The organism is Streptomyces sp. NBC_01549 (genome assembly GCF_026339955.1).
GTDB lineage: Bacteria > Actinomycetota > Actinomycetes > Streptomycetales > Streptomycetaceae > Streptomyces.
The window spans coordinates 6,968,249-6,992,595 of the sequence record NZ_JAPEPW010000001.1 but is presented as its reverse complement, the minus strand read 5'-3'; the positions used below and the strand labels follow the sequence as shown (position 1 = coordinate 6,992,595).

Below are 24,347 nucleotides of genomic sequence, written 5' to 3'. Positions count from 1 at the left end.
TGACGGGACCTTGCACCCGTCCGCGAGAGGGGACTTATCCGTGTCCATGAGCGGGGGCTCCCCTGCCGACCGCCCTCCGCGTACCCTGCACTCATCCGATGATCGATCCCAAGGAGCCGCGATGCGTGTCGCCCTGTTCCTGACCTGTGTCAACGACACGCTTTATCCGGACACCGGCCGCGCCGTGGTGAAACTGCTGACCAGACTGGGCGTCGACGTCGACTTCCCGATGGCGCAGACCTGCTGCGGGCAGGCCCACTACAACACCGGATACCGGCATGAGGCCGAGCCACTGGCCCGGCATTTCTCCGATGTCTTCAGTGAGTACGAGGCGATCGTGACGCCCTCCGGGTCGTGCGGCGCGATGGTGCGGGAGCTGTATCCGCGGATGGGCGAGCGGGCGCGGGCGGAGGGCCGCGGGGACACCCTCGCGGCCACCCTCGCCCCGGTCGTACCGAAGACGTACGAGCTCACCGAGTTCCTGGTGGACGTGCTCGGCGTGACGGACGTCGGCGCGTACTACCCGCACACCGTCACCTACCACCCCACCTGTCACGGTCTGCGCAGTCTCCGGCTCGGCGACCGGCCGCGCCGGCTCCTCCAGGCCGTCAAGGGGCTCGAACTGCGCGAGCTGCCCGGCGCGGACGAGTGCTGCGGCTTCGGCGGCACGTTCGCCGTCAAGAACCCCGACGTCTCGGCCGCGATGGGCGCCGACAAGGTGCACAACGCCGAGTCGACGAACGCGGAGGTACTGTGCGCCGCCGACAACTCCTGCCTCATGCACATCGGCGGCACGATGGCCCGGCTCAAGACGAGGATGCGGCCCGTGCACATCGCGGAGATCCTGGCCAGTACGGAAGAGGAGCCGAGCGCATGAGTGGCACCTTCGTCGGCATGCCGGCCTTCCCCGTGGCCGCGCACGACGCGGTCAACAACCCGACCCTGCGCGGCAATCTGCGCCACGCCACCCACACCATCCGCGCCAAACGGGCGGTCGCCGTCGCCGAACTCGACGACTGGGCCGCCCTGCGCGAGGCCGGCAAGCAGATCAAGGACCACACGCTCCGTCACCTCGATCGCTACCTCGTGCAGTTGGAGGAGTCGGTCACCGCGGCCGGGGGCGTCGTGCACTGGGCCGCCGACGCCGACGAGGCCAACCGGATCGTCGCCGACCTGGTGAAGATGACCGGCGAGAGCGAGGTCGTCAAGGTCAAGTCGATGGCCACCCAGGAGATCGGCCTCAACGAAGCCCTGGAAGCCGAGGGCATCCACGCCTACGAGACCGATCTCGCCGAACTCATCGTGCAGTTGGGCAAGGACCGGCCCTCCCACATCCTCGTCCCGGCCATCCACCGCAACCGCGGCGAGATCCGCGACATCTTCGCCCGCGAGATGAGCGAGTGGGGCCGCCCGGCGCCGGAAGGCCTCACCGACACGCCCGCCGAACTGGCCGAGGCCGCCAGGCTGCACCTGCGCGAGAAGTTCCTGCGCGCCAAGGTCGGCATCTCCGGAGCCAACTTCATGGTCGCCGAGACCGGCACCCTGATGGTCGTGGAGTCCGAGGGCAACGGCCGGATGTGCCTGACCCTCCCCGAGACCCTGATCTCGGTCGTCGGCATCGAGAAGATCGTGCCGACCTGGCAGGACCTGGAGGTCTTCCTCCAAACCCTCCCCCGCTCCTCGACCGCCGAGCGCATGAACCCCTACACCTCGATGTGGACGGGCACCACGGACGAGGACGGCCCCCAGACCTTCCACCTGGTCCTCATCGACAACGGCCGCACCGACACCCTCGCCGACGAGGTCGGCCGCCAGGCCCTGCGCTGCATCCGCTGCTCGGCGTGTCTCAACGTCTGCCCGGTCTACGAGCGCGCCGGCGGCCATGCCTACGGCTCGGTCTACCCCGGCCCGATCGGCGCGATCCTCAGCCCCCAACTCCGGGGCACCGCAAGCGAGATCGACGCCTCGCTCCCGTACGCCTCCTCGCTCTGCGGCGCCTGCTACGACGTCTGCCCCGTCGCCATCGACATCCCCGAAGTCCTCGTCCACCTGCGCGAACGGATCGCCGAGGGCGGCCAGGTGACGCGGGAGGGCAACAAGGTCGTACTCAAACCCGCCAAGGGGCACGCGGCCGAGCGGGCGGCGATGCGGGCGGCACGCTGGGCGTTCAGTCACCCCGGCGCGCTGCGCACCGGCCAGCGGCTCGCCTCCCGGACGCGCCGCTTCCACCCGCGCTCGCTGCCCGGCCCGGGCAAGGCGTGGAGCGGCACCCGGGATCTGCCGACGGTCCCCGCGGAGCCGTTCCGAGACTGGTGGCAGCGCACGCACGGCGGGAACACCGACAAGGGGGCGGCGAAGTGAGCAGCAGGGATCTGATCCTGGGGCGGGTGCGGCGCGCGCTCGCCGATGTACCGCGGGACGACACGCCGTACGAGCAGGCCGTCGAGCGCGGGTATCTGCGCGAGCACGGGGCTCGGAGCGTCGAGCAGACGGTGGATCTGCTGGCGGAGAACCTCGCCGACTACCGGGCGCTGGTGCACCGGTGCGCTGCCGCCGAGCTGGCGGGCACGATCGCGGGGCTGCTCGCCGGGCACGGTTCGACCTCGGTGGTGGTGCCGGCGGGCCTGGACGAGGCATGGCTGGCGACGACGGAGGTGACGCGCGTCCCGGACCGGGCCGAGGACACGTCGGGAGAGCTGGACCGCGTCGACAGCGTCGTGACCGCGTGCGCGCTCGCGATCGCCGAGACCGGCACCATCGTCCTGGACGGCGGCCCGGACCAGGGGCGTCGTCGCATCACCCTGGTCCCCGATCACCACATCTGTGTCGTCCGTGTCCCCGACCAGGTCGTGTCCTCCGTGCCCCAGGCCCTGGAGCGCCTCGACCCGACCCGCCCGCTGACCTGGATCTCCGGCCCGTCGGCGACCAGCGACATCGAGCTCGACCGGGTCGAGGGCGTGCACGGTCCGCGCACCCTGGAAGTGGTGCTGGTGAGCGGTGAGTGAGCGGCGCGGTTAGGGCCTGTCCGACGGATCATCCCGCAGACGCGGGGCTTGGCACGCCCATCTGCGGCGATGAGGTATCCCCCGTTTCCTGCGGCCTGATCCGCCGGACAGGCCCTAGCGTGAGGGGATGATCCGGTTCGAACAGGTCACCAAGCGCTATCCGGACGGCACGACGGCCGTGGACGGCCTCTCGTTCGAGGTCGCAAAGGGCGAACTCGTCACGCTCGTCGGCCCGTCGGGCTGCGGCAAGACGACGACCATGATGATGGTGAACCGGCTGATCGAACCGACCTCGGGCCGGATCTTCGTGAACGGCGAGGACATCGCCACGGTCGACCCGGTGCGGCTGCGGAGGCGTATCGGATATGTCATCCAGCAGGTGGGCCTGTTCCCGCACCGGACGATCCTCGACAACACGGCGACCGTGCCGACGCTCATCGGCTGGAAGAAGGCGAAGGCGCGGACGCGCGCCGCGGAGCTGCTCGAACTGGTGGGCCTGGACCCGAAGACGTACGGCTCGCGCTATCCGGAACAGTTGTCGGGTGGCCAGCGCCAGCGGGTCGGTGTGGCCCGGGCGCTGGCCGCCGATCCGCCCGTACTGCTGATGGACGAGCCCTTCGGGGCCGTCGACCCGGTGGTCCGGGAACAGTTGCAGGACGAGTTCCTGCGGATGCAGGAGGCCGTGCGCAAGACGGTGCTGCTGGTCACGCACGACATCGAGGAGGCGGTACGGCTCGGCGACCGCATCGCGGTGTACGGGCAGGGCCGCATCGAGCAGTTCGACACCCCGGGGGCCGTCCTCGGCACCCCGGCCACCCCCTACGTCGCCGAGTTCCTCGGCGCCGACCGCGGGCTGAAGCGGCTGTCGGTCACCGAGATCGAGCCCGGCGACCTGGAACAGCCGCCCGTCGCCCGCCTGGACGAGCCCGCCGGGACGGCCGTCGCCCGCTTGCACGCGGAGGGAACACGATGGGCGGTCGTGCTGGACGCGGAGGGTGATCTGCACGGGTGGGTGGGCGTCGAGGAGTTGGCGGCGGGCGGGTCCGTCGGCGACCGCGCCCACCGTATGAACTCCTGGGTCCCGGTGGGCGCCCCGCTGAAGCAGGCCTTCGGTGTGCTGCTCCAGCACGACGCGGGCTGGGTCGCGGTACTGGACGGGGCCCGCTTCCTCGGCGTACTCACCCCGGCGAAACTCCACGAGGCGCTGCGGCGGTCGGTGGACGCGGATGCGCGGGGGGTGCGGCGGGGGCAGGTGTCGTTCGACTCGGTCTCCGATGCGTGAACGCTCCGCTGGGTTGGGCTGGGGATACGGGTTGTTCGCCGCTGCGGGTCCGATGTGGCTGGGCGCGCCCACGCGGCGGAGCCGCACATTGTCACAGCCCCGCGCCCCTTGGGGCGCGCGCCCGTCACGCGAGGCGTACCTCGGGGTCGAGGCGCCAGTCGAGGACCGACGGCCAGGGGCCGTAGCCCGCGTCGAGGTCCAGGTGGGCGGCGCCCTGGATGACGTCGGTGTCGAGGCCGAGAGGCACGCCGTATTCCTTGGCCGCGCCGCCCGGGCAGTACGGGTCGTCGTCGGCGGCCAGGAGCCGGGTCACGGGGGCGGCGGCGCGCAGGTGCGCGGCGGTGGCGCCGGAACCGGCGAACCCGGCGATGTCCTCGTAGCCGGCCATGACCTCGTCGGACGGCGGCGCGACGAGAAGGACCCGGTCGGCCCGGGCCCTGCCGCGGGCCACCGCATGCAGCCACAGCGGGACGGCGAGGCTGTGGCAGACGACCACGCGCTCGTACGCGTGCCCGAGGGAGTCGAGGTGGGCGTGGAGCCGGTCGAGCCACACCGCGAGGTCCGGGTGGTCGGGGTCCGGGAGCTGCGGGTAGGTGACGGCGTGGCCGCGGGCGGTCAGTTCGTCCGCCAGCCAGTGCTCCCAGTGGTCCACGGGACGGTGGTTCTGCCAGCCGTGCAGGATGAGGAAAGAACGCGAGTTCGAAGTCACCCTTCAGTGTCGGCCACGAGGCGGCGGACTCAGGGCAGCGCGTTCTGCAGGTCGACGAGCACGGCGTGCGCCAGTTCGGCCGCTCCGGTACCGGCGCCCACCGCGGCCCCGGTTGCCGCGCCGGCCGCCACCGATGCCAGTACGTCCCTGATCCGGCCCAGCAGACCGCGCAGGCGTCCCACGTCCGGCTGCGACTGGGCGGCCTCCGACAGAGCGGCCTGGGCGTCCTGGCGCACGGCCGTTTCGTCCTCGGCGGGCAGACCGAGCGTCTCCAGCGCCGCGAGCATGGACCGCAGTGCCTCGGCGAGCCGGGCGCTCGCCCCTTCGTCGGCCGTCACGTACTGGTGCTGGGTGACGTTGTGGCCGCCGATCGCGATCTGACTGCCGTGAATGGGCCCGTAGAACTGGGCACCGCCCGAACTCGTCAACGTATGCCTCCTGAACCGGAGTTCTCTTCCGCCGCGTTGCCGACGGCACCGAGGACAGCCTCCAGGCGAGCGGTCAGGGCCGCCAGACGGGCGGTGAGAGGGCGGCCGCCGGGCTGCCGGGCCAGGCAGGCGAGGATCTGCTCGACGGCCCCGCGGACACGCGCCTCATTGATCGGAGGGCGGGCCAGCTCCACCTTGATCACCGCTGCGGCCTGCCGAATGACGTACTGCGAGTAGAGGTCCAGCCCCAGCCGTTCGACCTCGACCCGCACGGTTTCCACCACCTGTACGGGGTCGGCACGCCGCGCCGGCTGGAACTGCGCCCGGTAGAACTGCTCGGGCCGTACGTCGGTCCGGTTCTGGATCACACCCCCTTGGGAGTTGACCGCCACCTGACTGTTGGTGATCGGGCCGAAGACGTAGACCAACGGAGTCGTCGGCTCGTCCGGACGCAGGGTGCTGCGTTGATGGGGAAAAGGCTCACGGGCCCGGCGCAGCAAGGAGTCGTAGTCGCCGTGGTCGATGAGCGGAGGCAGGGCGCTGCGCGGTGCCTCGGCCGGACGCCCGGCCGCGCCCGAACTCCGTTCCACGTGCGAGGTGTCATACCCGGGGGAGCGCGTTTCCGGTCCAGGCCGCTGCCACGAGCTGGTGTGCTGCCTCCCCTCCTCCACAGCGTGCTGCCGCGAGCTGGTGTGCTGCCTCGCCTCGGTCTCGGGAGGGGCGGGCCGAGCCTCGGCCTTGCTCCGAGAGACCGGCTGCGTCTTCGGCTTGAATACTGGACTGCCCATGTGAACCCCCCGTGGCAGAGCACCTCCTTGAAGCGTAGCGAGCCAGGCCCGAGGAGGAAGGCCTCATCCGGCATCGGAGTACCGCAATCCGGCCACTTCCGTGCGTGTGTGCCCCTCCGATGCGCGGGCACCCGGATCGTGGGAGGTCCACATGAACGCAAGTACGGCGGCACGGACCGGACGCGTCGAGGCTCGGCGCGTGGCGAGGGGCCCGGTGATGGAGTACGCCGCCCGGGCGGGTCTGACCGCGCGGGGCGTGATCTACCTGCTGGTCGGTGTGCTGGCGCTGCGGATCGCCTTCGGGGACGGGAAGAAGCAGGCGGACCGCAACGGTGCCGTCGCCGAGATCGCGCAGAAGCCCTTCGGTGCGGTGCTGCTGTGGGTGCTGGGTGTCGGTCTCGTCGGCATGGCCGTGTGGCGGCTGTCCGAGGCGTGCTTCGGCTGCGTCGGGCCGGACGGCCGTGCGGCGAAGAAGCGGCTGCTGTCCGCCGTGCGGTTCGTCTTCTATGCGTTCGTCGCCTACTCCGTGCTGTCGTTCGCGGCGGGCCCGGGCAGTGGTGGGCAGAGTTCGAGCGACCGGCAGTCGCGGGATGTGACGGCCAAGGTGCTGGACCTGTCGGCGGGGCAGTGGATCGTCGGCGCCGCCGGAGTCGGCATCGTCGTGGCGGGTGTGCTGATCGGCGGGCGGGCCGTGTTGCGCAAGTACCACAAGAAACTGAAGCTCGGTCAGATGTCGGCGCGTACGCGGCGGCTGGTGGATGTGACCGGCGTGGGCGGCGGTGCGGCGCGGGGGCTGGTGTTCGCCGCGGCGGGGTGCTTCGCCGTGCGTGCGGCGATCGACTACGAACCCGACCGGGCGAAGGGGCTGGACGACACGATCCGCTCGTTCGCCCACACCCCGGCGGGACCGTGGCTGCTGGTCTGCGTCGCCGGCGGACTCGTACTGTTCGGTCTGTTCTCCTTCGCGATGGCGCGCTGGCGCCGGGTCTGAGCACGTCACTTCACCAGGCCCTTGTCCTTCAGATAGGTCCGGGCCACGTCCGCGGGCAGCCGGCGCCAGCTGTCCACCTGCCGGTTCATCGATGCCAGGTCCGCGGTGGTGAGGACGTCGTTGAGCTTGCCGAGTGCTTTGGTGACGCCCTCGCTGCCGGCGCGCGAGCGGTTGACGACGGGCACGATGTAGTCGGCGTTCTGCAGGTGCTTGTCGTCGGCGAGGAGGACGAGGCCGAACTCGTCCAGCGTCGCGTCCGTCGTCGTGGTCAGGACCATCTGGTCCTGACCACTCTGCACGGCCCGCTTCGCCTGCGTGGTGCCCACGCCCTTCGGGTCGACGCCGATGATGTCGATGCCGTACGTCTTCTTCAACCCGGGTTCGCAGTAGGGCCGTTGAACGCATTCGTCGCCCGCCGCGAGCCGTACCGGAAGATGCGACGCGCCCAGGTCGCTGAGGGTCTTCAGGTGATGCTGCCTGGCGTACGCCTTCGTCACCGCGAAGGCGTTCTGGTCGACGGCCCTGCCGGGGTCAAGGACGGTGAGGCCGCGCGGTGTGGCGAGCGACCGGAGCGCCTTCATCGTGGCGGCGAGGTCGGGTGAGCCGACCGGCGGGGCGCCCGCGCCGTGGGTCTTGGCGTTCAGCCAGTCCGCGAAGGTGGCCGCGTACTCCGGTACGACGTCGATCTGGCCCGATTCCAGGGCGGGTTCGTAGAGTTCGCGGTTGGCGACCGTCAGCGTGGAGGTCTTGTATCCGGCCTGGTCGAGCAGCAGCGCGTACATCTGGGCGAGCAGGTCGCTCTCGGTGAACCCCGCCGAGCCGATGGTCAGGTGCTTGCTGTCGCCGGGCGAGGCGGTGACCGCGCCGCGGTTCTCCAGGGACGGACCGGTGCCGCATCCCGTCAGCAGGACCAGGCACAGCAGGGCGCCGCCCCGCCTCATCGGACACCCCTCGCCCAGCGCGGTGCCAGCCGTTCGGCGATCTCGAAGATCCCCTCGACGATCAGGGCGAACACGGCGACGAGCATCGCGCCGGCGACGACCTGCGGGGTGCTCGCCAGGTTGAAGCCCGCGGTGATGATCCGGCCGAGTCCGCCGCCGCCCGCGAGCGCGGCGATGGTGGCGGTCGCGACGAGCTGGACGGCGGCGATCCGCACGCCGTTCATCACCATGGGCAACGCGAGGGGCAGTTCGACATGGAACAACATCTGCCGCCCCGTCATCCCCATGCCTCGCGCCGCGCGCACCACGCTCCGGTCGACCTCGCGCATCCCCACGTACGCGTTGGTGAGCAGCGGCGGTACGGCGAAGAGGACCAGCGCGACGACGGTCGGGCCCTCGCCCCACTTGCCGAGCGGGGTGAGCAGCAGGAGGACCAGTACGGCGAAGGTGGGGACGGCGCGGCCGATGTTGGAGATGTTCACGGCGAGCGCGCCGCCCTTGCCGAGGTGGCCCAGGACGAGGGCGACGGGCAGCGCGATGAGGCAGCTGATGACGAGGCAGACGACGGTCAGGACGAGGTGCTGGGCGAGGCGGTTCCAGACGCCGTCGTCGCCGGACCAGTGCGCGGGGTCGGTGAGCCAGTCCCAGGCCCCGGTCAGGGTGTTCATCCGCGGGTCGCCCGGGTCCAGGGGGTGATGAGCCGCTGCGCCGCGAGCAGGAGGAGGTCCGCGGCGACGGCGATGACGACGCAGAGCACGGACGCGGTGAGGACCTGCGCCTTGAAGTAGGTGTTCATGCCCGCGTAGATGAGGTTGCCGAGGCCGCCGAACCCGACGATCGCGCCGACCGTCACCAGCGAGACCGCCGAGACGGTGGCGATGCGCAGTCCGGCCATCGCGGCGGGCACGGCGAGCGGCAGTTCCACGGTGAGCAGGAGGCGGATGGGCCCGTATCCCATGCCGCGTGCGGCCTGCCGGGTCTCCTCGGGGACGGCGCGCAGGCCCGCGAGGATGTTCCGGACGAGGAGGGTCAGTGAGTAGAGGACGAGGCCGGAGACGACCAGCGTGGCCGACAGTCCATACACGGGCAGGAGCAGCGAGAACATCGCGAGGGACGGGATGGTGTAAAGGATCGTGGTCACCGCGAGGACCGGTCCGGCCGTCCAGCCCCAGCGACGGGCGAGGACGGCGAGCGGCACCGCGATGACGAGTCCGACGAGGACGGAGACCGCCGTGAGCTGGAGGTGCTGGACGACCGCGTCCAGGAGGATCTGGCGGCGCGTGCTCAGATACTCACCGCAGATCCACTCGTTGCGGGCGAGACAGTCGTCCGGGGGCGCGGTCACGCGTCCATTGCACCGGGGGCGGGCGGGGGTCGGCGCGTTCTGGTGACCCGTACGGGGTGTCACTGGGTACACCCCGCGATACGGGTTCTGTGCCCCATGTGGGTCGGGCGTGCGCTCCGTAGCGTCGTGAGCGAGGCACAGGGCGTGCCGGACGGAGAGTGATGACGATGTTTCGCCGCACCTCGCGACGTACGAACGAATCGGAACCCGACCGGGAGGCGCTGCGACTGGTCAAGGTCGGCAAGACCTACGGCGCCGGGGAGAGTGCCGTGACCGCGCTGGACGAGGTCAGCCTCGGTCTGGCACGGGGCAGCTTCACCGCGGTCATGGGGCCCTCGGGGTCCGGCAAGTCCACGCTGCTTCGGTGCGCGGCCGGGCTGGAGCGGCCCGACAAGGGCATCGTGCGGGTCGACGGTGTGGAGATGACGGGCGGCGGGGAGGCCGAGCTGACGAAGTTCCGGCGCGAGAGGATCGGTTTCGTCTTCCAGCAGTACAACCTGCTGCCGACGTTGACCGTCGCCCAGAACACGATCCTGCCGCTGAAGCTGGCCGGGCGGCGCGTCGACCGGGCCCGGGCGCGGGAGATCCTGACGGCGGTCGGTCTGGGCGAGCGGCTCGGCAGCCTGCCCGACCAGCTCTCCGGCGGTCAGCAGCAGCGCGTGGCGATCGCCCGGGCGCTGGTCGCCGAGCCTCGGGTGATCTTCGCGGACGAGCCGACCGGTGCCCTCGACAGCCGTGGCGCACGGGATGTGCTGCGGCTGCTTCAGGAGGCCGTGCGGGTGCACGGCAGGACGGTCGTCATGGTGACGCACGATCCGGTCGCCGCCTCGTACGCCGACGCGGTCGTGTTCCTCGCGGACGGGCGGCCGGCCGGTCAGCTGCGCGCGCCGACGGCGGACGCCGTGGCCGGGCGCCTGGCGCACCTCGGCGACGACGCGAAGGTGGGGGTGTGAGCCGTGTTCGCTCTGGCCCTGCGTTCCCTCCGGCAGCGCCCCGGGCGCGCCACGGCGACCCTGCTGTCCGCCTTCCTCGGCGCGGCGATCGTCATGACCTTCGAGTCGCTGCACGACACGGCCGGGCAGCCCGGGGTGGACTCCGTGAGCGCGGAGTCGCTGTCCACCGCGGCGGGCGTCGTCGGCGGCTACGGCACCCTGCTGGTGTTCTTCGCGATCGCCTCGACCCTGACGGTGAACGTCCGTCAGCGCGGTGCCGAGATGGAGCTGCTGAGGTGCTCAGGGGCGACTCCCGCACAGATCAACCGGCTGGTCGTGGCCGAGGCGGTGGCGATCGCCCTGGTGGGTGCGGTGCTGGCGATGGGTCCGGCGATGCTCGGCGGACGCGCCCTGCTGGGCGTCTTCCAGGACAGCGGCCAGGTCCGCCGCTCCGTCGACTACTCCTTCGGTACCGTCGCCCTCGCGTCGGGCATCGGCATCACGGTGTCGGCCGCGGCGGGCGCGGCGTTCCTCGCGGTGCGGCGGGTGACGCTCCGGCGTCGCACCCGGGGCGGGGCGCGGACGTTCCTCGCGTACGCGGCTCTGCTCGTCGGTGGTGCGGCGGTCTGTTCCACCTTCGCGTTCTCGGCCGAGGACGCCGCACTGATGGCGCCTCCCGCGTACGGGGCGATCCTGCTGTCCGTGGGGTGCGCGCTGCTGGCGCCGCGGCTGCTGGAGGGCCTGCTCGACCGGCTGCCCCTCGCGGGCTCGAGCGGGTATCTGGCCGTACGGAACCTGCGTCGGCGTGCCACGGAGATGTCCGGTGTCCTGATGCCGCTGATCCTCTTCACGTGCATGGCGTCGGCGACGCTGACCATGCAGGCGGTCGAGAACGACGCGATCAGGGCCTCCGGTGTCCTCGAGTCGGTCGACGCGAAGAACCTCGAGACGCTCAACCTCACGGTCGTCGGCGTCATCGTGGTCTTCTGCTGCGTCATGCTGATCAACTCCCTGTACGCGGCGACGACTTACCGCGGCCGGGAGTTCGGGCAGCAGCGGCTGGCCGGTGCGACGCCGGGGCAGGTGCTCGGCGCGGTCGGCGCCGAGGGCCTGATCCTGACGGTGACCGGCGTCTTCTTCGGCACCCTGACCGGGCTCGCCGGGGTCCTCGCGTTCACCGCCGTGCGTACGGACTCCCCGTGGCCGGGCCGGGGACCGGGCATCTGGCTCGCCGTCGTCGCGGTCGCGGCCGTGGTGACCCTGGGGACCGTCCTGTTCACGGCCCGCCGCACCCTGCGGACGCCGGCCGTGGCGGCGGTGACCCTGGTCGCGTGAACGGGCGGCGGACCGCGGGGGCGTTGCCCACTGGTACCTGCCCGGCCGAGTCGCCACGATGGACTCGAAGGACGACGGTTTCCGCCGCCAGGATCCGGACCCCGGAGGGGACGATGACGTCAGACACCTGTTCGGGAGGCGCAGATCCGCCCGACGCTCCGCAGGAGTCCGTACCCGCCGGCACCACGGACCGGATCGTCGAGCTGCGGGAAGAGGTCGACCAGCTGAAGGAAGCCGTCACCTCGCACGCCACGGTGGACCAGGCCATCGGCATGATGGTCGCCCTCGGCCGGGTCTCCCCCGACCAGGGCTGGGCCGTGCTCCAGGAAGTCTCACAGCACACGAACATCAAGCTGCGCGCGATCGCGGGAATGATTCTCGTCTGGGGGCGGCAGGGAGATCTGCCGCCCGAAATGCGCGCGGTCCTGGAGGAGACGCTCGACAAGTACGGGCCCACGCAGATCCCCGGGGGTTCCCCCGCCCCGTAGCCGCCGAATTTGTTTGGAACTGATCCACCCAGGTAGTCCAGAGAGAGGTGGCCCGCTGGCCAACCGCTCCCGGGAGGGTTCGGCAGTGAGCTCGCCTCCGACCGTCCGGACGGGGCAACCCCCCGGGCGGTCGGGTGTGTCCCCCGCCCATGGTTCCGCCCATGGTTCCGCCCATGGTTCCGCCCATGGTTCATGCCGCATCGGCGAGCACCTGTTCGCGCACGGAGGCGCAGCAGTTGCTGAGGAGGCGGGAGACGTGCATCTGCGAGATGCCGAGCTGATCGGCGATGCAGCTTTGCGTCATGCCCTGGAAAAAGCGCAGGTAGAGGATGGTGCGTTCGCGCTCGGGGAGCTCGTGGAGGGCCGGTTTCACCGACTCGCGGTCGATGACCAGGTCGAACCCGTTGTCGAGCGCGCCCAGCGCGTCGGTGAGCGCGTAGCCGTCGTCCCCGCCGGGCAGTTCGGCGTCCAGGGAGAGGGCGGAGAAGCTGTCCAGGGCCTCGAGACCGGTGCATACCTCCTCCTCGCTGAGGTGCGCGTACGCGGCGATCTCGGCGACGGTGGGCCGTCGGCCCTGCATGGTCTGCGACAGGTCCTTGAGGGCCGTGCGCACCCTGTTGCGCACGTCCTGGACGCGGCGCGGGACGTGCAGGGTCCACATGTGGTCGCGGAAGTGACGCTTGATCTCGCCGGTGATGGTCGGGACGGCGTAGCTCTCGAAGGCGTTGCCGAGCTCGGGGTCGTAGCGGTCGACAGCCTTGACCAGGCCGAGTGCCGCGACCTGGTTGAGGTCCTCGACGGACTCGCCCTTGCCCCGGTAGCGGCGGGCCACTCGCTCCGCCATGGGCAGCCAGGACCGGACGATCTGCTCGCGCAGCGCCTGCCGCTCGGGCCCGTCGGGCAGGGCGGCGAGGCGGATGAAGGCCGCGGCGGTGTCGGGGGCGTCGTCGTGGGGGTGTCGCTTGGTGCCGGACGTCATGCGCATGGTGCTCACAACTCCCTATGGGGTTGCCGACGGGACAGTCCCCATGGGAGGGCGCGCACAAAGAACCGGACGGGAGACACCGGCGATCTGGCGGAGCCAGCTCCCACGGACGTGCCTCCTGTCCGAAGCACTTAGGTGACAATTCCCCCATATCGGGCACGCAAACAATCCTGGAACAAACCTCGGAGAATCGCCCGAAGGAAGTGACACCGGGCGAAGGGCCGTTTCCGGAGCGTCACGAATCGTCCGCGAATCCGTATCCGTCGGATTCACCCGGACCCCCGCCGACCGTTGACGGGGCGGCCGCACCATGAAAATCTAATGCTCAATGAAGAGAATACGGTTCTCACCAGCAGGATCGTAACTGTTCACGCGACGTCCGCATCGGAGGACCGACGCGACGCGCCCACGCCGAGATCCGCCGCGTCGCCGAACCACTGCCCTGACCCCGCTCGACGGCCGCCCGAGCCCTGCCGACCCACCCCATTCACGACCACGGGGGGACACACGCGTCGCGGTGCCGAAGGGAGCGTTGCACACGGTGAACGACTTCGAGGCGATGAACTTCTTCCGGGACGACGGGCTCGTCGCGGATCCCTACCCGTACTTCGAGGCGATGCGGGGGAAGTGTCCCGTACAGCGCGAGAGCCACCACGACGTGGTGATGGTGACGGGGTACGACGAAGCGATTCAAGTGTTCAACGACAGCGAGACGTTCTCGTCGTGCCTCTCGGTGAGCGGCCCCTTCCCGGGGTTCCCGGTCCCGCTCGAAGGGGACGACGTGACCGAGCTCATCGAGCGGCACCGTGCCGAACTCCCCTTCAGCGACCAGCTTCCGACGCTCGACCCGCCGACGCACACCGACCACCGCGCGCTGCTGATGCGGCTGATCACACCGCGACGCCTCAAGGAGAACGAGGCGGCGATGTGGCAGCTGGCCGACCGCCAGCTGGACACGTTCCTCGCCCAGGGCGAGGGCGACTTCATCAGCGGGTTCGCGGGCCCGTTCACCCTGCGCGTGATCACCGACCTGCTCGGCGTGCCCGTCGAGGACCACGAGGAGTTCGTCAAGGGGCTGGAGCACCGGCCGCAGACGGACGGCGGGGTGGGCAGCACGGAACGGGAGATGGAGCACACACCGCTGGAGTATCTGTACGAGCGGTTCGCGGCCTATGTCGAGGAACGGCGCCGCGAACCGCGGGGCGACGTGCTCTCCGGACTGGCCTCGGCGACGTTCCCGAACGGCTCTGCACCGGACGTCGCCGATGTGGCCCGGGTGGCGACCAATCTCTTCGCGGCGGGCCAGGAGACCACGGTCCGGCTGCTCAGCTCCGCGCTCAAGCTGCTCGTCGAGCGCCCGGAGCTGCAGCGGCGACTGCGCGAGGAGCGCGACCGCATCCCCAACTTCATCGAAGAGGCGCTGCGGATGGAGAGCCCGATCAAAGGCGACTTCCGGCTGTCCAGGGTGCCGACCACGGTGGGCGGTGTCGACATACCGGCCGGCACCACGGTGATGGTGCTGAACGGGGCCGCGAACCGCGACCCCCGCCACTTCGAGGAGCCGGACACCTTCGACCCGGCCCGCGCCAACGCCCGCCACCACATCGCCTTCGGACGGGGCATCCACACCTGCCCCGGTGCGCCGCTGGCCCGCGCCGAGGGCCGGGTGGCCATCGAGCGGCTCCTCGACCGCACGGCCGACATCAGGCTCTCGGAGCGCGTCCATGGCCCTGAGGGCGAGCGCCGGTATCACTACATCCCGACGTACATCCTGCGCGGTCTGACCCACCTGAACGTCGAGTTCACTCTCACCGAGGAGCCGGCGCGGTGAAGGCGGACGTCGACGGGGACCGCTGCCGCGGACACGGGGTCTGCTGGTCGCTCTGCCCCGAGGTGTTCGACCTGACCGACGACGGCTACGCGGTCGTACTCGCTCCAGAGGTACCGGCCGAGTTCGAGGAGACCGTGCGTACGGCGATGGGCAGTTGCCCCGAGCGCGCCATCACGCTGGACTGAGGGTCGCGGCCCGCGCACACCGCGCGGGCCGCTTGCACGGACTCGAATTCGAGGACGACCGTACGGTTGCCGTGCCGGCTGCCCTCCAGGAGCTGGGGCCCTGAATCCACCGCCAGGACGACGGCTCCTCGACCACATCGACCTCAAGACGATGGTCGTCCACACACCGAGCGGACCCGATGTGGCCGCGAACTGCGCCTCGCCACCGCCCACCGGCAGCGGTCGGCGGCGGACCGCTGAACCCACGGGCACTCACGGGTCCTCACGTGGGTGCTGACGGCCTCACGTGCGACCGGCTCGCGTCCGGACGGCGGCGCACACACCGCCGTCCACGAGGAGGTCGATCCCGCTCAGGAATCCGGCCTCGGACGACAGCAGGAAGGCGACGGCCGCGGCGACGTCCTCGGACCGCCCCTGCCGGCCGAGCGGGGTCTGCCGCAGCAGCAGTTCCATCCCCGGATGGCTCGCGGATTCCTTCCGCCCCTGGGGAGTGTCGATCAGCCCGGGAGACACCGAGCAGATACGGGCGCCCAGCGGCCCGATCCGCACCGCCTCACGCTGGACGAAGCGGTGCACCCCGCGTTTGGCGCACGCGTACGCGATGCCGGTGTCCTCGATGCGCGGTCCGACGGCCTCGTGCACGCGGTCGAGGAACCGCTCGTCGAGCGGGTCGTCCAGCACCGCGTCGACGGCCGGGTCCGGGTCGGTGCCGCCGAGCAGCGGGGCCATCGACGCGAAGCACACCAGGGCCGTGCCCTCGGTGGCGAGCGGGCGGAGCGTCTCGGCCAGCAGCGCGGTCCCGACGAGGTCGACGGTGAACATACGACGCCAGTCGGCCATGGTGGGCGAGATGCCCGCGGCGTGGGCGACGGCGCGCAGGGTGCCCAGTTCCCCGACCCGGGCGGCGAGCCCGGCCAGGCCCTCGGCATCGGTGATGTCGAGGACGAACGGTTCGACGACAGCGCCCTGACCGGTCGCGGACAGGTCCTTGGCGGCCGCGGTCACGGTCGCCTCGTCCCGGTCGACGAGAAGCAGCGTGTCCACCTGGTCGGTGAGTCGCCGCGCGCAGGCCAGCCCCATCCCGCGGCCGGCGCCGGTGACGATCCCGACGGTCGTCATGCGCTCATCCCCCAGAACCGCTCCAGGCTCTGCCGCGCCACCCGGCTCACCAGTTCGACGCGGTAGCCGCTGGCCGGGCTGCGGAGGAACGCGAACGGGGCGCCGTCGGCACCCCTGCGCGTCGCTTCCCGGACGAAACCGTGGCGTTCCAGTTCGGCGGCGTCCGCGGCGACGTCGTCGGACCAGTAGCCGACATGATGGACGGCGCCAGCGGCCGCCGGTTCCCAGAGGGTCCCCGGGACGCGCCGGACGATCTCGAGACGGGGTGTCGTCGTCGAGAACACACACACCCGAGTTCGACCACCGTGTCTCCACCCGGCAGCGTCACGGGAACCGGTCCGCTGATCTCGCCGCACCACCTGTACCCGAACAGGGAAGAGAACTCGGCCAAGGTCGTCTCGAAGTCCTCGACGACGATGCCGAGATGGAACTGGTCCTGAGCCTTCAGTACCCGGCCGACGGCCGCCTGCCCGTACTCCGTCGCTTCCACATGTCTCCCTCGTCGTTGAGTTCAACCACCGCTAAGAAGTGCGTTCTTTTAAATGAGAATTATATTCTCACGGGCTGTCGGGAAGCGCAACGGAACTCCTCGCCGCAACCTTTCTTCCTACCAACAGATTCATGCCGCTTCGCAACGAAACCGGGGGTTGCGGCGTGGGTGTTCAGGTTGTGTTCAGGCCCGCCGCGGGCCCTGGCAACTCCTGCACCAGAAGCACCAAAGCAATGGCAAAGACCCCTGTGACCAGGGCTGTTCGCCGTGTCATCGTGCGGGCATGAGCACAGAGCCCCTCACCCGCCGCCGTCGCGCACCCGGCACCGCCCATCTGGCGAGCAAGGTTCCGGAAGTCACCCTCTACTTCTGGGTCATCAAGGTGCTGACCACCGGTATGGGTGAGACCGCCTCGGACCTTCTCGCCAAGAAGCTCGGGCCGATCCCCGCAGTCGGCCTCGGCGGGCTCGCCCTCGTGGTGGCACTCACCATCCAGCTCAAGGCCCGTCGCTACGTCGCCTGGATCTACTGGACGGCGATCGTGATGGTCAGCGTGTTCGGCACCATGGCCGCCGACGTCCTGCACGTCGGCCTGGGCGTCCCGTACACGATCTCCACCCCCTTCTTCATGGCCGCGCTGGCAGCCGTGTTCGCCGTCTGGTACGCCAGCGAGAAGACCCTCTCCATCCACAGCATCCACACCCGCCGCCGCGAGCTCTTCTACTGGGCCACCGTGCTGGCCACCTTCGCGCTCGGCACCGCCGCCGGTGACCTCTCCGCCACGATCGGCTTCGGCTACCTCGGCTCGGCCGTCCTGTACGCCGTCGCCATCGCCGTCCCGGCCGTCATGCACAAGTGGGGCGCCCTGAACGCGGTGGCCGCCTTCTGGACCGCGTACGTCATCACCCGCCCGCTCGGCGCCTCGGTCGCCGACTGGATGGCCCTCGGCCACGCCCGCGGCGGCCTCGGGCTCGGGCTGGGACCGGTCACCCTGTCCTGGACCGTCGCCATCATCGGCTTCGTCGCCTACCTGGCCGTGTCCCGCAGCGACGTCGGGAACGCCGAGCGCCTCACGTAGGGCACCGGCCGCGCGGGCGGCTCGGGCCATCAGTACTTCTCCGACGACACCCACCACGACCATGTCCACGTGGGGTTCACCACCTGACGCCCGCGCCGCCGTCCCGCCACGCGTCAGCAGATCCTCGGCAGCTGTTCCCCGATCGGCAGGTCGACCACCCGGGTGCCGCCCAGTCCGGTGCGGGCCACCACCATGCCCGGATGGGCGTCCACGACCTCGCCGATGATCCTGGACTCCGTACCCAGCGGATGCGCCCGCATGGCGTCCAGTACGGCGTCGGCGTGCTCACGGGGCACGAACGCCACCAGCTTGCCCTCGTTGGCCACGTACATCGGGTCGAGGCCCAGTACGGCGCAGGCGTTGGCGACGGCCGGCGGGACCGGGACGTCGCGTTCCCGGATGACGACGCCGGTGCCCGAGGCCGTCGCGATCTCGTTCAGCGCGGCGGCCAGCCCACCCCGCGTGGGATCGCGCAGCACACGCAGATCCGGGGTGACGGCGAGCATGGCGTCGACCAGTCCGCCCAGCGCCGCACAGTCGCTCTCGATCTCCACCCCGAACTCCAGGCCCTCACGCACGCTCATGATCGCCACGCCGTGCACGCCGATCGCACCGCTGACCAGCACCACATCGCCGGGCACGACCCGCTGCGGGCGCAGGTCGACACCCGCCGGGATGAGCCCGATACCGGCCGTGTTGATGAAGATCCCGTCGCCGTGACCGGCCTCCACCACCTTCGTGTCGCCGGTCGCGACCTCGACGCCCGCGGTCCGCGCCGCCGCGCCCAGCGCTTGGGCCACCCGGGCGACGGTCTCCATCTCGACGCCCTCCTCCAGGATGAAGCCGCAGGAGAGGTACGCGGCCCGGGCGCCGCTCATGGCGAGATCGTTGACGGTGCCGTTGACGGCGAGATCACCGATGCTGCCGCCGGGGAAGAACAGCGGCCGCACCACGAAGGAATCGGTGGAGAAGGCCATCCGGACACCGCCCAGCGACAGCGCCGCCGCGTCGCCCAGCTGGGCGAGCACTTCACCTCCGAAGGCGGGCGCGAAGACGTGCTGGACGAGTTCGGCGGACAGCGCTCCGCCTCCCCCGTGGCCCATGACGACCCGCGGCTGGTCGCGCAGCGGGGCCGGGCAGGTCCAGGCGGCGGGGTCGAGTACGGGCGTACGGAGTTCGGTGGTGCCGGTGGTCTCAGACAACGGGGGTCGCCTCCCGGGGCGCGGGGGTGATGTCCAGGCGCCGGTAGAGGTAGTACGCGGCGCAGGCGCCCTCGCTGGAGACCATGGTGGCGCCGAGCGGGGTGCGGGGGGTGCAGAGCGTGCCGAACGCCTCGCACTCGTGCGGCTTGAGCAGTCCCTGCAGGACCTCGCCGCTGCGGCATTCGGCCGGTTCGCGGGTCTGGATGCCGTCGACCGAGAAGCGGTACTCGGCGTCGTGGTCACGGTATTTCGCCGACAGCCGCCAGCCGCTGTCGGGGATCACACCGATCCCGCGCCAGGCCCGGTCGGTGACCTCGAAGACGTCCTCCAGCATGGCCCGCGCTGCCGGGTTCCCTTCCGGGCGGACGGCACGCGGGTAGGCGTTGTCGACGGTGTGTTCGCCGCGCTCCAGTTGCACCACGGTCCGGCGTACGCCTTCGAGGATGTCGAGGGGTTCGAATCCGGTCACGACGATCGGGACGCGGAAGCGCTCCGCCAACTCCGGGTACTCCCCCACTCCCATCACGCTGCACACGTGCCCGGCCGCCAGGAAACCCTGGACGCGGCAGGTCGGCGACTGCATGATCGCCTCGATGGCGGGCGGTACGCGGACGTGGGACACCAGCAGACTGAAGTTCGGGATGCCGAGCTTGCGGGCCTGATACACCGTCATCGCGTTGGGCGGCGCGGTCGTCTCGAAGCCGATGCCGAAGAAGACCACCTCGCGGTCTGGGTTCTGCTGGGCGATCCGCAGGGCGTCGAGCGGCGAGTACACGACCCGCACATCGCCGCCCGCGCCCCGCACCTGGAACAGGTCCCGTCCCGTGCCGGGCACACGGAGCATGTCGCCGAAGGAACAGAAGATCACCCCCGGCCGGGAGGCGATCTCCAGCGCCTTGTCGATGACCTCCAAGGGGGTCACACACACGGGACACCCCGGACCGTGGATCAACTCGACCTGGTCCGGCAGGAGTTGGTCGATGCCATGGCGGATGATGGTGTGCGTCTGTCCGCCGCACACCTCCATCAGCGCCCATGGCCTGGTCACCGTGGAGTGGATGTCGTCGAGCAGCCGACGTGCCAGGTCGGGGTCCTGGAACTCGTCGATGTACTTCACTTCCGCGCCTCCTCTCCCGCGGCCGGCAGGGTCTCGCCCACCTCCGCGGCCAACTCCCAGGGGTCGCCGAACTCCTCCTGCAGCAGGCCGAGGGAGGCGAACAGTTCGAGCGTCTGCTTCGCCGACTCCTCGTCTAGGCGCTGCAGGGCGAATCCGACGTGCACGATGGCGTACTCGCCGACCTTGAGGTCGGGCAGGTACTCCAGGCACACCTCCTTGACCACACCGCCGAAGTCGACGTTGGCCATCCGGGTGCCGTCCCGTTCCTCGATGTCCAGCACTCTGCCGGGTACCGCCAGGCACATGGGCCTCTCCTCGCTGTTGGTCAGTCGTTGGCTCGGGTTCGGTCCTCGGCGCGCGCGGCCACCACGAGCTGCCCGAGGGCCAGACCGCCGTCGCCCGGCGGGACCAGGTGGTGGCGCAGGACCGTGAACCCGTCCGCGCCCAGGGCCGCCGCGCAGGCCGAGGACAGCGGGGAGTTGGCGAACACACCGCCGGTCAGGGCCACCGTCTCGACCGCGTGCCGTTCGCGCGCCAGCACACAGACGCGGTGCACGAGACCGGCGACGGCCCGGTGGAAGCGGTCCGCGACGACGGCCGGTCCGGCACCCGCGCGCAGATCGGCCACGATGGCGGCGAACACCGGTGCGGGGTCGGCGACGACGGGCCCCCGATCCGCCGAGCCCCCCGCGCCAGGTCCGCGTGCGCCATACGTCCTCGGGAGCCCGCCCTCGCCCGAACCGGGCGGCCGGAGGGCGAAGGTGTACGCGCCGGGATCCCCCGCGGGTGCCCGTAGCGCGGCGGCCTCCAGCTCCATCGCCGCCTGGGCCTCGTAGCCGGACTCGTGACAGACGCCCGCGAGGGAGGACACGGCGTCGAAGAGGCGGCCCATGCTGGAGGTCGGAACGCAGTTCAGGTCGCGCTCCAACTGCCGCTCCAGCACGAGCCGTTCATCGGCCGGACAGGCCCTCACGCAGGCCAGCTCGTCCGACCAGCCGATCCCCGCCGCGCGCAGATGCGCGAGCGCCATCCGGTACGGCCGCCGCACCGCCGCGTCACCGCCGGGCAGCGGCACATACGCGAGGTGCCCGAACCGGGTGAAGCCGTCGTAGTCGGCGAGCAGGATCTCCCCGCCCCACACCGCGCCGTCGTCGCCGTAGCCCGTGCCGTCGAAGGCGACCCCGATCACCGGCCGGCCGCCGTCCAGCCCGTGTTCGGCCATCGCGGCGGCGACATGGGCGTGATGGTGCTGGACGCGTACGACGGGCCGGCCCGCCGCGTTCCGGTCGGCCCAGCGCGCCGAGCGGTACCCGGGGTGCCGGTCGGCCGCGATCAGTTCGGGGCGTACGGGAGTGATCGACTCCAGTTGGGCCACGGCGCGTTCGAAGGCGTGCTGGGTGGCGAGGTCGTCCATGTCGCCGATGTGGGCGGACAGCCAGGCCCGGTGCCCCTCACCGAGGCAGAGCACGTTCTTGAGGTCCCCGCCGACGGCGAGGGCCTGGCGCACCGGGACCGGCAGGGTCAGCGGCAGCGGCGCGTAGCCGCGGGCGCGACGCAGTGGCAACAACTCCCCGTCGCACACCCGCACCACGGAGTCGTCACACGGCACATGGATCGGCCGGTCGTGGGTGAGCCAGCCGTCGGCCAGCCCCGCCAGCCGCTCCAGCGCCTCCCGGTCGTCGGTGACGATCGGCTCACCGGACACGTTGCCGCTGGTCATGACGAGCAACGGGGGTCCCTCGGGGTCTCCGGGCAGTCCGAACAGCAGGTGGTGCAGGGGGGTGTACGGCAGCATGGCACCGAGGTCGGGGCTGCCGGGCGCGACGGAGTCGGCGGGCCGTGGTGCCCCCGCCACGGGTACCTCCGTACGGCGGCGCAGCAGCACGATGGGGCGGGTGGCGCCGACGAGCAGGCTCCGCTCCTCGGCGCCGATCCGTACGAGGTGCCAGAGATCGTCGAGGCTCCGGGCCATGACCGCGAAGGGTTTGTCCCCTCGGGCCTTGCGTCGGCGCAGCAGATCGACGGCTGCGGGGTTCGTGGCGTCGCAGGCCAGGTGGTAGCCGCCGAGGCCCTTGACCGCGAGGATCGCTCCGTCCGCCAGGAGCCGGCGGGCCTCGGCGACCGGGTCCGCTCCGGCGACGGGCTCCGGAGGGCCGCTCACGCCCGGTCGAGGGACGAGCAGCCGCAGTCGCGGGCCGCAGTGCGGGCAGGCGACGGGTTGCGCGTGGAAGCGCCGGTCGGCCGGATCCGCGTACTCCCGGGCGCAGTCGGAGCACATCGGGAATCCGGCCATAGTGGTGTGGGAGCGGTCGTAGGGCAGGCCGGTGACGATGGTGAACCGGGGGCCGCAGTGGGTGCAGTTGATGAAGGGGTGGCGGTGGCGCCGGTCGGCAGGATCGGCGAGTTCGCGCAGGCACTCGGCACAGGTCGCCGTGTCCGGCGGGATCAGGGTGCCCGCCGGTCCGCCCGTGCGGGAGGCGAGGATGGTGAACGCGGCGTCACCGGTGACGGGTACGTCGTCGTGGTGCACGGAGTCCACGCGGGCCAGCGGCGGTGCCTGGACGGCGATGCGGTCGCAGAAGCGGGCGACGGCCGAGGGGGCGCCCTCGACCTCCGCGATGACGCCCTCGGGGGTGTTGGTGACATGCCCGGACAGTTCGAGGCCGGTGGCGAGGGTGTAGACGTACGGGCGGAAGCCGACGCCCTGCACCACGCCCCGTACGGTGACCCGTCGGCGCAGCGGTGTCCCGTCGACGACGGCGCCCAAAGAAGGCGAACCGCTCACGAGTGGGAGTGCGCCATGGCGCCGGTGCCGTGCGGGTGCTCATGGCCGTGGTGATGGTGGGTGGTCGAGGCGCCGTCAGGTCGGCGTGCCATGACGGGCTCGTGGAGCGGGGCGCCGTCCGCGGCCGCCAGCGCCCGGTCGAGCAGGGCGCCGACGCCCCGGTCCCGGCGGGCCGAGGTCAGCAGCACGTCCACTCCGGGGTTGACCCGCTCGACGTTCGCGCGAAACGCCGCCTCGTCGAACTCGACGGCCTCGGCGATGTCGGTCTTGGTGACCACCACGAGGTGGGCGAGGCCGAAGGCGGTGGGGTACTTGAGCGGCTTGTCCTCGCCCTCGGTCACGGAGGCGAGCACGACTCTCAGAGTCTCCCCGAGGTCGTAGGAGGCCGGGCAGACGAGGTTGCCGACGTTCTCGACGAACAGCAGCCGGGTGTCGTCGGGCAGCCAGCCCTCCAGGTGGCGGCCGAGCATCCCGGCCTCCAGGTGGCACAGCCCGTCCGTGAGGACCTGTTTGACCGGAACGCCCGAGCGGGCCAGCCGCTGCGCGTCGTTCTCGGTCGCGAGGTCGGCGGTGAGCGCCGCGACCGGCACGGACCGCTGCCGTGCGAGCCCCAGTTCCCTTTCCAGCAGTGCTGTCTTGCCGCTGCCGGGGCTGGAGAGCAGGTTGACGACCGTGGTGCCGCGGGAGGCGAGGCCGGTGCGCAGGGTGTGCGCGGTCTCGTCGTTCTTGGCCAGGACGGCCTGCTGCAGGTCGACCACACGACACATGGTTCAGCGCTCCTCGGAGATCGGTTCGCGGGGGTGGGCGTGCGCAGGGCCGTCCTCCCACTGCACGCTGAGGATCTGGAGTTCCCGGCCCGCCAGCAGCTCTGTGGTGGCTCCTTTGCAGCGCGGGCAGGTCAGCGCGGGCGGCATGCCGACGGCCCATTCGTGCGCACAGGGTGCGCAGCGGGCCCGTCCCGGCACGGCTTCGGTGACCAGTTCGGCGCCCTCCAGCACGGTTCCGGCGCAGGCCAGTTCGAAGCAGAAGGAGAGGGCATCGGGTACCACACCGGCCAGCTCGCCCACCTGAAGCCGTACCGAGCGCACGGCCGTGACGTCACCGGCCCGCTGCGCCGCCTCTTCCACCTGGCCGATCACCGCCATCGCGAGGGACATCTCGTGCATCGACCGGTCTCCGTCTCGGGCAGGGCGTCCGCCGCCCCTCATTAGAGAGGAGGCGTCCGGGGGCGGTGGACCGGCACGCCGTCGCCGGCCGGACGCGTACGCCGTTCGCCGCAACGGCGCCGCGCGGCGGGGGCGTTCGGCCGGG

At 71.1% G+C, this 24,347-nt stretch carries 26 protein-coding genes and 1 pseudogene; 11 read left to right on the top strand and 16 right to left on the bottom strand.

Going from position 1 to position 24,347, the window contains the following annotated elements:
• The first annotated feature begins 121 nt into the window (after window positions 1-121).
• From OG819_RS31245 to OG819_RS31230, 4 genes are all read left to right on the top strand, one after another.
• A complete protein-coding gene (locus OG819_RS31245; protein ID WP_266622096.1) occupies window positions 122-877 on the top strand; it encodes a (Fe-S)-binding protein in 756 nt (251 codons plus the stop codon).
• The gene (locus tag OG819_RS31240; RefSeq protein WP_266622098.1) at window positions 874-2,361 is read left to right on the top strand and encodes a LutB/LldF family L-lactate oxidation iron-sulfur protein; all 1,488 of its coding nucleotides are present in this window, start codon (window positions 874-876) and stop codon (window positions 2,359-2,361) included. Before OG819_RS31245 ends, OG819_RS31240 begins: the two co-directional genes overlap by 4 nt.
• The gene (locus OG819_RS31235) at window positions 2,358-3,005 is read left to right on the top strand and encodes a lactate utilization protein C (RefSeq protein ID WP_266622100.1); all 648 of its coding nucleotides are present in this window, start codon (window positions 2,358-2,360) and stop codon (window positions 3,003-3,005) included. The genes OG819_RS31240 and OG819_RS31235 overlap by 4 nt, the downstream gene beginning before the upstream one ends.
• 127 nt (window positions 3,006-3,132) lie before the next feature.
• Window positions 3,133-4,287, top strand: coding sequence for a betaine/proline/choline family ABC transporter ATP-binding protein (locus OG819_RS31230; RefSeq protein WP_266651916.1), 1,155 nt, complete (start codon window positions 3,133-3,135; stop codon window positions 4,285-4,287).
• 124 nt (window positions 4,288-4,411) lie between these two features.
• Here the strand turns inward: OG819_RS31230 and OG819_RS31225 are convergent, their stop codons facing one another.
• The 3 genes from OG819_RS31225 to OG819_RS31215 are packed head-to-tail and all read right to left on the bottom strand — an operon-like array spanning window position 4,412 to window position 6,014.
• The gene (locus tag OG819_RS31225; RefSeq protein WP_266651914.1) at window positions 4,412-4,996 is read right to left on the bottom strand and encodes an alpha/beta hydrolase; all 585 of its coding nucleotides are present in this window, start codon (window positions 4,994-4,996) and stop codon (window positions 4,412-4,414) included.
• A gap of 29 nt (window positions 4,997-5,025) precedes the next feature.
• Window positions 5,026-5,424 carry a hypothetical protein gene (locus OG819_RS31220; protein ID WP_266651912.1) on the bottom strand — a complete coding sequence of 133 codons (399 nt, stop codon included), beginning with the start codon at window positions 5,422-5,424 and terminating at the stop codon, window positions 5,026-5,028.
• Window positions 5,421-6,014: a hypothetical protein gene (locus OG819_RS31215; RefSeq protein WP_266651910.1), complete on the bottom strand. Its 594-nt coding sequence runs from the start codon at window positions 6,012-6,014 to the stop codon at window positions 5,421-5,423. The genes OG819_RS31220 and OG819_RS31215 overlap by 4 nt, the downstream gene beginning before the upstream one ends.
• A gap of 349 nt (window positions 6,015-6,363) precedes the next feature.
• On the opposite strand from OG819_RS31215, the gene OG819_RS31210 reads away from it, so the two are divergent.
• On the top strand, window positions 6,364-7,203 hold the full coding sequence (locus OG819_RS31210) for a DUF1206 domain-containing protein (RefSeq protein ID WP_266651908.1): 840 nt from the start codon (window positions 6,364-6,366) through the stop codon (window positions 7,201-7,203).
• A gap of 5 nt (window positions 7,204-7,208) precedes the next feature.
• On the opposite strand, the gene OG819_RS31205 is transcribed toward OG819_RS31210, so the two are convergent.
• From OG819_RS31205 to OG819_RS31195, 3 genes are read right to left on the bottom strand one after another with little or no spacing between them, the layout of a single operon-like run.
• Window positions 7,209-8,144, bottom strand: coding sequence for an ABC transporter substrate-binding protein (locus tag OG819_RS31205; protein ID WP_266651906.1), 936 nt, complete (start codon window positions 8,142-8,144; stop codon window positions 7,209-7,211).
• Window positions 8,141-8,812, bottom strand: coding sequence for an ABC transporter permease (locus tag OG819_RS31200; RefSeq protein ID WP_266651904.1), 672 nt, complete (start codon window positions 8,810-8,812; stop codon window positions 8,141-8,143). The genes OG819_RS31205 and OG819_RS31200 overlap by 4 nt, the downstream gene beginning before the upstream one ends.
• Complete coding sequence (locus OG819_RS31195; RefSeq protein WP_266622113.1) at window positions 8,809-9,489, bottom strand: ABC transporter permease; 681 nt, start codon at window positions 9,487-9,489, stop codon at window positions 8,809-8,811. The genes OG819_RS31200 and OG819_RS31195 overlap by 4 nt, the downstream gene beginning before the upstream one ends.
• A gap of 161 nt (window positions 9,490-9,650) precedes the next feature.
• Between OG819_RS31195 and OG819_RS31190 the strand changes: the two genes are divergently transcribed.
• The 3 genes from OG819_RS31190 to OG819_RS31180 all read left to right on the top strand — a co-directional run bounded on the left by OG819_RS31190 (window position 9,651) and on the right by OG819_RS31180 (window position 12,244).
• Entirely contained in the window at window positions 9,651-10,442 is a 792-nt protein-coding gene (locus OG819_RS31190; protein ID WP_266622115.1) for an ABC transporter ATP-binding protein, read from the top strand.
• Window positions 10,443-10,445: 3 nt separating this feature from the next.
• Entirely contained in the window at window positions 10,446-11,756 is a 1,311-nt protein-coding gene (locus tag OG819_RS31185) for an FtsX-like permease family protein (RefSeq protein WP_266651902.1), read from the top strand.
• 113 nt (window positions 11,757-11,869) lie between these two features.
• The gene (locus OG819_RS31180; RefSeq protein ID WP_266651900.1) at window positions 11,870-12,244 is read left to right on the top strand and encodes an ANTAR domain-containing protein; all 375 of its coding nucleotides are present in this window, start codon (window positions 11,870-11,872) and stop codon (window positions 12,242-12,244) included.
• A 190-nt stretch (window positions 12,245-12,434) separates the two neighbouring features.
• Here OG819_RS31180 and OG819_RS31175 read toward each other — a convergent pair whose 3' ends face one another.
• Window positions 12,435-13,229, bottom strand: coding sequence for an RNA polymerase sigma factor SigF (locus OG819_RS31175; RefSeq protein ID WP_266622120.1), 795 nt, complete (start codon window positions 13,227-13,229; stop codon window positions 12,435-12,437).
• 541 nt (window positions 13,230-13,770) lie between these two features.
• Between OG819_RS31175 and OG819_RS31170 the strand changes: the two genes are divergently transcribed.
• Entirely contained in the window at window positions 13,771-15,060 is a 1,290-nt protein-coding gene (locus OG819_RS31170) for a cytochrome P450 (protein WP_266651898.1), read from the top strand.
• Window positions 15,057-15,245 (top strand): ferredoxin, encoded by a 189-nt coding sequence (locus OG819_RS31165; protein ID WP_266622123.1) that lies wholly within the window; start codon window positions 15,057-15,059, stop codon window positions 15,243-15,245. The genes OG819_RS31170 and OG819_RS31165 overlap by 4 nt, the downstream gene beginning before the upstream one ends.
• A 32-nt stretch (window positions 15,246-15,277) precedes the next feature.
• On the opposite strand, the pseudogene OG819_RS31160 reads toward OG819_RS31165, so the two are convergent.
• The 3 genes and pseudogenes from OG819_RS31160 to OG819_RS31150 form a co-directional block, all read right to left on the bottom strand.
• Window positions 15,278-15,355: pseudogene (locus OG819_RS31160) on the bottom strand (DUF1330 domain-containing protein); the annotation flags it as partial.
• Between the two features lie 172 nt (window positions 15,356-15,527).
• Window positions 15,528-16,364, bottom strand: a complete 837-nt coding sequence (locus tag OG819_RS31155) for an SDR family oxidoreductase (protein WP_266651896.1) — start codon at window positions 16,362-16,364, stop codon at window positions 15,528-15,530.
• Window positions 16,361-16,648 carry a VOC family protein gene (locus OG819_RS31150; protein WP_266651894.1) on the bottom strand — a complete coding sequence of 96 codons (288 nt, stop codon included), beginning with the start codon at window positions 16,646-16,648 and terminating at the stop codon, window positions 16,361-16,363. Before OG819_RS31150 ends, OG819_RS31155 begins: the two co-directional genes overlap by 4 nt.
• A 489-nt stretch (window positions 16,649-17,137) precedes the next feature.
• Between OG819_RS31150 and OG819_RS31145 the strand changes: the two genes are divergently transcribed.
• Window positions 17,138-17,932 carry a hypothetical protein gene (locus OG819_RS31145; RefSeq protein WP_266651892.1) on the top strand — a complete coding sequence of 265 codons (795 nt, stop codon included), beginning with the start codon at window positions 17,138-17,140 and terminating at the stop codon, window positions 17,930-17,932.
• Window positions 17,933-18,045: 113 nt separating this feature from the next.
• On the opposite strand, the gene hypE is transcribed toward OG819_RS31145, so the two are convergent.
• The 6 genes from hypE to hypA form a co-directional block, all read right to left on the bottom strand.
• Window positions 18,046-19,035, bottom strand: coding sequence for a hydrogenase expression/formation protein HypE (gene hypE, locus OG819_RS31140; protein ID WP_266652889.1), 990 nt, complete (start codon window positions 19,033-19,035; stop codon window positions 18,046-18,048).
• Between the two features lie 91 nt (window positions 19,036-19,126).
• Window positions 19,127-20,251, bottom strand: coding sequence for a hydrogenase formation protein HypD (gene hypD, locus OG819_RS31135; protein WP_266622130.1), 1,125 nt, complete (start codon window positions 20,249-20,251; stop codon window positions 19,127-19,129).
• Window positions 20,248-20,556 (bottom strand): HypC/HybG/HupF family hydrogenase formation chaperone, encoded by a 309-nt coding sequence (locus tag OG819_RS31130; protein WP_266622132.1) that lies wholly within the window; start codon window positions 20,554-20,556, stop codon window positions 20,248-20,250. Before OG819_RS31130 ends, hypD begins: the two co-directional genes overlap by 4 nt.
• A gap of 20 nt (window positions 20,557-20,576) precedes the next feature.
• Window positions 20,577-23,036 (bottom strand): carbamoyltransferase HypF, encoded by a 2,460-nt coding sequence (gene hypF, locus OG819_RS31125; protein ID WP_266622134.1) that lies wholly within the window; start codon window positions 23,034-23,036, stop codon window positions 20,577-20,579.
• Window positions 23,033-23,803: a hydrogenase nickel incorporation protein HypB gene (gene hypB, locus OG819_RS31120; protein ID WP_266417921.1), complete on the bottom strand. Its 771-nt coding sequence runs from the start codon at window positions 23,801-23,803 to the stop codon at window positions 23,033-23,035. The genes hypF and hypB overlap by 4 nt, the downstream gene beginning before the upstream one ends.
• 3 nt (window positions 23,804-23,806) lie before the next feature.
• On the bottom strand, window positions 23,807-24,202 hold the full coding sequence (gene hypA, locus OG819_RS31115) for a hydrogenase maturation nickel metallochaperone HypA (protein ID WP_266622137.1): 396 nt from the start codon (window positions 24,200-24,202) through the stop codon (window positions 23,807-23,809).
• Between the last annotated feature and the right edge of the window lie 145 nt (window positions 24,203-24,347).

Coding starts and splice junctions, on each gene's coding strand:
- OG819_RS31245 (WP_266622096.1), top strand. CDS start 122: ATGCGTGTCGCCCTGTTCCTGACCTGTGTCAACGACACGCTTTATCCG.
- OG819_RS31240 (WP_266622098.1), top strand. CDS start 874: ATGAGTGGCACCTTCGTCGGCATGCCGGCCTTCCCCGTGGCCGCGCAC.
- OG819_RS31230 (WP_266651916.1), top strand. CDS start 3,133: ATGATCCGGTTCGAACAGGTCACCAAGCGCTATCCGGACGGCACGACG.
- OG819_RS31210 (WP_266651908.1), top strand. CDS start 6,364: ATGAACGCAAGTACGGCGGCACGGACCGGACGCGTCGAGGCTCGGCGC.
- OG819_RS31205 (WP_266651906.1), bottom strand. CDS start 8,144: ATGAGGCGGGGCGGCGCCCTGCTGTGCCTGGTCCTGCTGACGGGATGC.
- OG819_RS31200 (WP_266651904.1), bottom strand. CDS start 8,812: ATGAACACCCTGACCGGGGCCTGGGACTGGCTCACCGACCCCGCGCAC.
- OG819_RS31190 (WP_266622115.1), top strand. CDS start 9,651: ATGACGATGTTTCGCCGCACCTCGCGACGTACGAACGAATCGGAACCC.
- OG819_RS31180 (WP_266651900.1), top strand. CDS start 11,870: ATGACGTCAGACACCTGTTCGGGAGGCGCAGATCCGCCCGACGCTCCG.
- OG819_RS31175 (WP_266622120.1), bottom strand. CDS start 13,229: ATGCGCATGACGTCCGGCACCAAGCGACACCCCCACGACGACGCCCCC.
- OG819_RS31155 (WP_266651896.1), bottom strand. CDS start 16,364: ATGACGACCGTCGGGATCGTCACCGGCGCCGGCCGCGGGATGGGGCTG.
- OG819_RS31145 (WP_266651892.1), top strand. CDS start 17,138: ATGAGCACAGAGCCCCTCACCCGCCGCCGTCGCGCACCCGGCACCGCC.
- hypE (WP_266652889.1), bottom strand. CDS start 19,035: ATGGGCCACGGGGGAGGCGGAGCGCTGTCCGCCGAACTCGTCCAGCAC.
- OG819_RS31130 (WP_266622132.1), bottom strand. CDS start 20,556: ATGTGCCTGGCGGTACCCGGCAGAGTGCTGGACATCGAGGAACGGGAC.
- hypB (WP_266417921.1), bottom strand. CDS start 23,803: ATGTGTCGTGTGGTCGACCTGCAGCAGGCCGTCCTGGCCAAGAACGAC.
- hypA (WP_266622137.1), bottom strand. CDS start 24,202: ATGCACGAGATGTCCCTCGCGATGGCGGTGATCGGCCAGGTGGAAGAG.